This window comes from Paraburkholderia sp. EG286B, from assembly GCF_040965655.1.
GTDB lineage: Bacteria > Pseudomonadota > Gammaproteobacteria > Burkholderiales > Burkholderiaceae > Paraburkholderia.
This window is the reverse complement of sequence record NZ_JBFRCF010000108.1, coordinates 1-1550: the sequence shown is the minus strand read 5'-3', so window position 1 is coordinate 1550 and position 1550 is coordinate 1. Positions and strand designations below refer to the sequence as shown.

Here is a 1550-nt window from a genome sequence, read left to right as displayed (position 1 = left end):
ACGCTGGGCCGCAATGTTGTGCCGATGAACACGATGGCCATCGCGCTGGGCCTCCATGTGCGCGTCGGCATCGAGGACACGCTGATTGGTCCGGACGGCAAACGTGCGAGCTCCGTGCAGCAGATCGAGCAGATGGTGCGCATTGCGCGCGAGCTCAATCGTGACGTCGCGAGTGCGCAGGAGGCACGCGGCATCTACCAGATCGGCACGCAATGGAAGTCGGTTGACGAGACGCTGGACAAGCTGCGCATGGTGCCGAACCGGGCACCCGAGCAGCGCGGCGTACCGGCACGCAAGGCTGCCTGACCAGCATGACGACGTGCAGCGCGGCAGCATACCGCGTTGCACCTCGCATGCAGTCCAATCCATCAGGCATGGAGACAAATGATGTTCTGGAAGAAAAGCCCCGCTGCCGTCCTGGCGACCCTGCTGGTGGTTCACCTGCTGGCGCACATCGACCGCAACATGCTGCTCGGGTTTTCGCCGCAGATCATTGGGGATCTGCGGCTCAACCATACGCAGTACGGGTTTCTCGCGGGTGCGGTTTGGGTACTGAGTTTCGGCGTGATGGCGATGTTCATGGGTACGCTCGCTGATCGATTCAGCCGTCCCCGGATCATTGCCGCCGGGGTGCTGATCTGGAGCGCCTGCACTCTGGCGTCGGGCCACGCCCAGAGCTTCGAGCAGATGGTGGTGGCCAGGTTTTTTGTCGCCAGCGGTGAGGCGGCGCTGGTCCCTGCCGCGGTGGCCCTGCTGGCTGAGCTCTTCTCCGGCAAGCGCCGTGGCACGGCAATGGGGCTCTTCTTCATGGGTATTCCGCTGGGTGTCGGCTGCAGTTTCCTGCTTGCTGGCAGCTTTGGCGCCACGCTCGGGTGGCGATCCACGTTCCATGCGCTGGGCGTGATTGGCATTGCGATTGCGCTGCCCCTGGCACTGCTCAGGGAAGACCGAAGCATAGTCGCACCGCAGGAGCGCGGCGCACCATTCCTCGAGCAGGCGCTCTCCGTGTTGCGCACCGTTGGCGGTAACCGCGCGCTCAGTTTCACGATTGCTGGCTTCGTGCTGGTGCACCTGGTTTTTGCCAGCCTCTCCTTCACGCAGCTCTGGCTCGTCGACGAGCGGGGCATGAATGCGGCCGGTATTGCCACACGGATCGGGGCGTTGCAGCTGGTATTCGGCACGCTTGGCGCGGCAGCGGGAGGTGCAGTGGGGGACCGCGCGGCGAGGCGTCTGCGCGGAGGACACGCGAGCTTCATGGCATTGCTCGTCCTGGTCTGCGCGCCATTGATGCTGGCATATCGATTCGTACCGGCCGGCTCGCCCCTGTTCTATATCGGCATGTGTGCCGGATTCTTCCTGCCGATGGCGGCCTATGGCTCAGCCCTGACGGCCATCACCAGCATGACGCCGGCCAGGATGCGCTCGACGGTGACTGGCTTCACGATGTTGCTGATCAATGTATTTGCGCTCGCCATTGGCACGGTGGTCATCGGCATGCTGGCTGACCATCTGAAGCGGGCAGGCAGCGCCGCTCCATTGACGGGCGTCCT

Annotated in this window: 2 protein-coding genes; both read left to right on the top strand. The window is 64.0% G+C overall.

The features are described 5' to 3' along the window. Positions 1-306: 3-keto-5-aminohexanoate cleavage protein (locus AB4Y42_RS43905; protein WP_368697845.1), on the top strand; the 306-nt coding region annotated here is incomplete at its 5' end. Between the two features lie 78 nt (positions 307-384). Beyond that, positions 385-1550, top strand: a 1166-nt coding sequence (locus AB4Y42_RS43900; RefSeq protein ID WP_368697844.1) for an MFS transporter, incomplete at its 3' end; no start/stop codon positions are given.